The sequence below is a fragment of the Lonsdalea britannica genome (assembly GCF_946477055.1).
Lineage (GTDB): Bacteria > Pseudomonadota > Gammaproteobacteria > Enterobacterales > Enterobacteriaceae > Lonsdalea > Lonsdalea britannica_A.
Map to the genome: position 1 here is coordinate 1 of NZ_CAMKXG010000215.1, position 6,126 is coordinate 6,126.

Below are 6,126 nucleotides of genomic sequence, written 5' to 3' on the forward strand. Positions count from 1 at the left end.
TCTGCAAGGTCCGCGTCGATTCTTCGCCCATGTCTACATCGATATTTTCTGAGTCTGAGCTCAACACGCACGGCGAATCCACGACCCGCACATGAAACCCCACGTCATAAACATAGTCCTGAGCATTCCCGCTACCGGAGGTGGCGGCGATCGCGGGCAGCGACATCAGGTGTGCCCACAGCACGCCATGCACGGCCCGACGAATCGCGGTTCGGCATCTTGTCGTCATCGTCCCCGCCTTAGTCATAGTTGAAACGTAAGACGATGAATTTCTCGACATCGCCGGGGACTGCCGCATCTGACGCGTACAGTCTGGCGGTGTATTGCTTTTCCACCGTGCCGCTGGCTGATGTCAGCCCATTGATGAAGCCAATGAACTGGTTGTAGACGATGTTGTTGCCGGTCGAGCCGTCTTCGATTTTCAGCATCGAGCCATTTCCCATATCCATCCCGTCAGCGCTGGCCAGAACGTTGTTTCTGGAAGCCGCGTCGAAGTTGACGGTGAGGTCGAAGCCTTTGCCGCAATCCTCGCCGCCGTCGGTCGAGGCGCTGATTTGGAAATCCTGCTGCGCCACGACGCCTGCGGAAGCGCTGCTCCACGCCTGCACCGTGCCGAAATCGATATAGCTGTTGGGCGACACAATGACGTTGGCCGAACACTGGATCACCTCAATGTTTCTCAGCCCGGACAGCCGGAAAACATAGTTACTGTCAGGCTTATTGTTGATACCCAGTTCGCCATCCACCTGAAATACGCTGAGAGAATCCGTGCCCGAGCCGTTGTTGCTGATATTGCCGATTTTTTCCAGATACAGCTGCACCGTGGTGGGCATCATGGTCGGATTTTTCGGCGGAGCGGAACCTGACGGTCCCGGCGCGATAAATTTTCCTGTCGACACCCGCGAGCCGCTCCCGCCACCGCCCGAGACGATCCCGAGATCCTGACCGTTGTAGATGATCCCAATGCCGATCCCGGCGCCCACCACTTCTCCGCCCGGGTTGGGGTAGAAGTAGGCGTATTCGCCATTGGGCTTCACATTTTTGTAAGCCCAGCAGGCCAGATTGCGGCTGTAGGTTTTCGACGTCCACAGCCGACTGCCCACCGGCAGCGTGGAAGGGATTTTCAGCGCGCCGATATCCTCGCTGTCGGAAACCGGCCCGTTTACCGTATCTTTGCGGCATTCCAACGCGGAGGCGTCAACGGCCAGCATGGCCAACACGCCGCCGCAGAACCACGGCAGGCAACGCCGTGCGCCTGAGGTCACTACTCTGGACATACTCTCCCCTTTTTCAATGTAGTCGCCGACGTCTCCATGTCTGCGGGTTTCAGCAACGAGATGCGCCGTAGCGCGACATCCCGGCGGTTTGGTCCGCGACACGGCGCTATGGTCATGTGCTCCGCGTCCGTAGCGCCCCGCATCATGGCGGTCGTCATCTTCATTTCCTGTTTCAGCGAGTTTGCTTATCGACCACGGCACAGGTCGCCTGCTGACAGGCAAAGCGCAGCTCCGGATGACCGCCGAAATCATTGACGTAGTACAGCGAGAACGCCTGCACCGACGGGTCTTTAACGTCGACGTTGACGGAGGACTTCGGCGCAATCATAAAAGCCCGATCCTTCAGCAGAGAGGAGGTCCCCTTCTCTCCTGAGCGGAGCTGAATATTGCTGACGGTGATGTAATACGGCGTGGGATTTTCCACCACGAACTGCTGACCAGACTTGCGGATTTTAAGTCGGCGTTGCCAAACGTCGTCTTTCACCGGTTTGATGCTTTTCGGTCGATAAAACACTTTGATCTCCGATTGCACGGCAATCTGCAGAACGTTCGCCTTCTCCGGTTTGGGCGGGATTTCCCGCACATTCAGATAAAACAGAGACTCCCGATCCTGCGGCAGTTGATCGATCCCCGACGTTTTCACCAGACGGATCAGGGTGCGCCCGCCCGCCTCGATCCGCTGCAGCGGCGGCAGCACCATCAGCGGGGCCGAAATTTTGCGGTGTTCGCTATCGGTCAGCCAACTTTGCGCCAGAAAAGGAAGGGTTCCATTTTCGTTCGTCAGCGTGACGGTGGTGGTTTGCTCCGCCCCGTCGTAGACCACCCGCGTTCGGTCAAGGTTGATCGCCGCCTGCAAGGTCGGCGAAAACATCACGATGCACGCCAGCAGTACGGCAGACATCCTGAAATGACGATGTTGGTTCATTTACTCTTCTCCAGTTGTTGCATTGGTTGGGGGCAATGGCAGGCAAGGCAGCAGCAGGGACGCCAGGCCGGTTAAGGTTCGAGGCAAGGTCATTCGGCACTGCGCTTCGCCGTCCCAGCGCGCCGTCAATGTTTCATTTGGCGCAACGCCGGTGAGATAGACCTGTCCTTCCTCTGTCACCATGGCCACTTCACGTCCGCTGGCGTTCGTCACCGTCGCCGCAAACGGGGGATAACGTCCGTCTGGCAGCCTCAATGTGCCAAGCACCTTATTGCCGCTGACGATCTCGAATTTGCGGTACCCGATGGCGCCCTCGGTGAGCGTGCCCTGCACAATGGTTGTCAACGCCTCGACGTCGTCTGGCAGATGCTGAACGTCGACGCGCGTCGAGACATCGAAGTAGCTGCTGGTCCCGGCAATCACCGCCAGTCCATCAGCGTTGGTCACCACGCTGCCGTTGGAGAACGGCACGCCCGGCACGCCATTGGCGTCCACCATCACACGCGTTCCGCCGTTAACCCCCTTCTGATGGGCGGCGACGCCATGACGCGTCGCCGTAATCCCCCCGCGCAGGGAGCCGTTAACATAGGTGTAACCATCTTGCTGCCAGGACAGCCCCATGCTGGCGTTGGTTGCCGACGCGGCATAGTTGTAGGTCCCACTGACGTAGCCTTTGCTGGCGGCGTCGTAGCGCGTGCTCAAATTCCAGCTTCGGTTTTGATCCTGCTGATTGCTGTAGGTCAGCGTTTGGGTCATCTTCCCGCCATAGCTGCCTAAGCCGTATCCGACGCGTTCCCGGTCGCGCAGCGGGATGGAGAGATTGAGATAGATGCTATCGTCGGTATTCGCGTTGTAGAGCGAGCGCCACGCAGAGACTCCGGCGGAGACCCCTTTAATCGGCCCCAAATCGAGATAGGTGTTCAGGGAGATGCCGTAACGGTGCTGCTGCCGCTCATTCCAGAAGGTTTGCTGGGTGTAACTCAGATACGTAGACAGGCCGTTCAACCACTGCCTTTCGCTATCGAAATTTTTCGATAAGGTAATGACGTAACGCTCTTTTTCGTTGTGATAGTCGCTTCCGTTGTTATTCAACGCATAGAGATACTGAGACATCCCCATGAAGGTCTTTTCAGAGAAACGGTATCCGGCGAAGTTCACCTGCCCGTCGATGGAATCGAAGCGCTTCGACCAGTTCACAGAAAAGGAGCGCCCATTCTGCAACGGGGTATTCGGCAAACTGGCACGAGACTGGGTGATATCCGCCGACACCGCCCCCAGCAGATACAGGTTTCGCCCCAATCCCACAGACCCGGACTGGTAGCCGTTGGACAACGTGGTGCCGCCATATAACGACCAGGCATTGCTCATCCCCCAGGAAAACTCGCTTGAGGAGAACGTCAAATTTTCCTGATGGCGCTGACTGTCCGACGGGCGGCCGGCCGACAGCTTGTATTGGATTTGCCCCGGCCGAGTCAGATAAGGGAGGCTGGCGGCTTCGGTTTTGAACGTCGTGACGGAGCCGTCTTCTTCCGTGATTCGCACGTCCAGCGTTCCGGTCACGCCGCTGTTCAGATCCTGAAGAGAGAACGGCCCCGCGGGTACGGTGATTTCATGAATCACACGCCCGTTTTGCATAACGGTGACCGTCGCATTGGAGCGGGCCACGCCGCGAATCTCCGGCGCATAGCCACGCAGCGAGGGCGGCAGCATGTTTTCATTGCTGACCAGACTGGCGCCGATAAACCGAAAGCTATCGAAGAGGTTGGTGTTGAGATACATCTCGCCCAGCCTGACATCGGCCGACATAAACGGCAGCGGTCGAAAGGCATAGAACTGATCCCAGGAGAACTCTTTACGATGATTGTCTCGCGCGGCATTCATGTAATACCGGTAGTCGGCACGATAGCGCCATGCCCCGAGATTAAACCCCGCCGTGCCGTAGCTGCTGAGATAACGGGCGGAGCTGCCATTACCGGTGCCTCGACGCACGTTGCCCACCAGGTTGTAGTCCAGCATGACGCCGTTGATACCGGGGTCCCACTGCTCCGGCGGCGTCCAATTTTTGTTGCTGTATTTCATCCACGCCTGAGGGATGGAGATATTCAGTTCTCCCATCCCAATCTGGTTGGAAACATTCACTCCGTTAAGGGTAGAGACATCCGCGCACTGCCCGTTGTTCCACCACGTAATGTTCTCCGCGGCCTCCGGCTTTAGCGCCAGTTTGCCGACGGTCTCCGCATCCAGACACAGGCGTGATTGACGACCGTCCGGGCTCGACGCAAGGTAGCTGACTCTCCGCTGGTCAATCATTTTGCTATTGACCTTAATCGTCAGCATATAGTCGCCGGGAATGACGTAGTCCGAATCAGCGAAGCGGCTTAGATCAATCTCATTACGTTCATCAATATCCAATACGCTGGCATTGAATTCCGTCGCTTTTGCATTATTGGAGAAAAAACAAACCATGAACAGACCGTATCGACAGGTGCTATTCAGTTTATTTATAACTCTCTTTTCCTGCGTATTCGTCATCAATAGTTACCAGTGTATTGTTAACATCGTTCAGGAAAGAAAAAGGGGTAAATAAGAGATCATTACACTCCCCACGTCACCGCATCTCTGAATTTCATTTCTGACGACGACATAAAAAACAGATGCAAACACCGCCAAATAAAAGAGTCACGCCGACCATCAAGGATTCACTTAATCTCATCCAAGAAACAGATCGCGATTCCATATTGCAATAGGTTTATAAATACATATCTCGGCCATAGAACACGCCCTCGTAAATTCACAGGAATTATTTTTAGCCAGACAATCACCACGTATTATTGATTTTCACCTATTACTTAACGACAAGGGGAGAATGTCCTATAGCGTGCCCCTCTTTAACATCCACGGCGCACGGTGGACTAATACTCCTTGCAGCCGACTTTATTTTTGTTATTAGCGCGTCATATTTTAATATAGCCATAATTTAATAAAGACAATCCGGTACACATGCCCTTATTCTGCTGACAATACATGCTTTTCCTGATATCTCCTTGGTGTATATTAAAAGGGAATCCTTTCCCATAGATTCTTTTTACTGGTAGGAGATCACGAAGTTGGCCGTACTTTCAAAATTACCGGTCGTCACATCCGTCACAGACGGCAATTTCTGCACGAAGGAAGTGAACGATAACGTATTATCGCCATTGACCAGGTTATAATTGCTCACCGCGGCAGTAGTACCGTCAAACGATACTTTTTCACCAGAGTATTGAATCGCAATACCAGCGCCGCTAGCACCGCCATTCAGCGCCAGCAGTTTATTATCTGTGCCGGCAGCAGTTCCTCCTGAGAATACAACATTTGCTGTTGTTGAGGTCTCGATGGAACAATCTCTTAAAGTAATATCGAAAGGTTTAATCACCGACGTTCCACCGTTATTCAGCACGGTTTTGCTGATTTCACCGAACTCAATCGTCTGAGCCAAATCATCCTGAGAGACAGAGCACGGCGTATCAATAATTTTCCCTTTGAAGGTCACATTTCCATTGTGGCTATCCGCTGCCTGCACATTGACGACAGTGAGAGAGGTAACAGCAATCATCGTAGCCAAAGCAATATTGGATAATTTCATTTTCATTCCCGATTTAATTCAATAGATGAAAACGTGCTTGTTGGCGGCAGCCAAAAAGTACGCCCTGACCGGTCAATGCATTGATGCCAGGATCTTTCATCGAGTGGTTCAGCGACAGCGCATTCATCATCACCACCTCGCCTTTTCCACGCCAATCCAGCATGTAAAGATCCCATGAAACCGTCATGCGTTGAACGAGCGGCAATCTAACCACAGGCCAAAAAACAAGACAATTATATTGATTTGTATATATTCTGTCTCTTATACACATCTGACGCTGCCGACGAAGAGGATAGTGT

General features: G+C 53.8%; 4 protein-coding genes and 1 pseudogene. All 5 read right to left on the bottom strand.

What is annotated here, in order from left to right; all coding sequences use genetic code 11:
* A pseudogene (locus Q7O77_RS13395) lies at positions 1-229 on the bottom strand (hypothetical protein); the annotation flags it as partial.
* A gap of 10 nt (positions 230-239) precedes the next feature.
* Positions 240-1,277: a hypothetical protein gene (locus Q7O77_RS13400; protein ID WP_304168185.1), complete on the bottom strand. Its 1,038-nt coding sequence runs from the start codon at positions 1,275-1,277 to the stop codon at positions 240-242.
* A 172-nt stretch (positions 1,278-1,449) separates the two neighbouring features.
* On the bottom strand, positions 1,450-2,202 hold the full coding sequence (locus tag Q7O77_RS13405; protein WP_304168188.1) for a molecular chaperone: 753 nt from the start codon (positions 2,200-2,202) through the stop codon (positions 1,450-1,452).
* Positions 2,203-4,668, bottom strand: coding sequence for a fimbria/pilus outer membrane usher protein (locus Q7O77_RS13410; protein WP_304168191.1), 2,466 nt, complete (start codon positions 4,666-4,668; stop codon positions 2,203-2,205). It abuts the gene before it with no gap.
* A 619-nt stretch (positions 4,669-5,287) separates the two neighbouring features.
* The gene (locus Q7O77_RS13415) at positions 5,288-5,827 is read right to left on the bottom strand and encodes a fimbrial protein (protein ID WP_304168193.1); all 540 of its coding nucleotides are present in this window, start codon (positions 5,825-5,827) and stop codon (positions 5,288-5,290) included.
* Between the last annotated feature and the right edge of the window lie 299 nt (positions 5,828-6,126).

Bases quoted from the DNA above. Each gene is read 5' to 3' on its own strand.
- Q7O77_RS13400 (WP_304168185.1), bottom strand. From the start codon at position 1,277: ATGTCCAGAGTAGTGACCTCAGGCGCACGGCGTTGCCTGCCGTGGTTC.
- Q7O77_RS13405 (WP_304168188.1), bottom strand. From the start codon at position 2,202: ATGAACCAACATCGTCATTTCAGGATGTCTGCCGTACTGCTGGCGTGC.
- Q7O77_RS13410 (WP_304168191.1), bottom strand. From the start codon at position 4,668: ATGGTTTGTTTTTTCTCCAATAATGCAAAAGCGACGGAATTCAATGCC.
- Q7O77_RS13415 (WP_304168193.1), bottom strand. From the start codon at position 5,827: ATGAAATTATCCAATATTGCTTTGGCTACGATGATTGCTGTTACCTCT.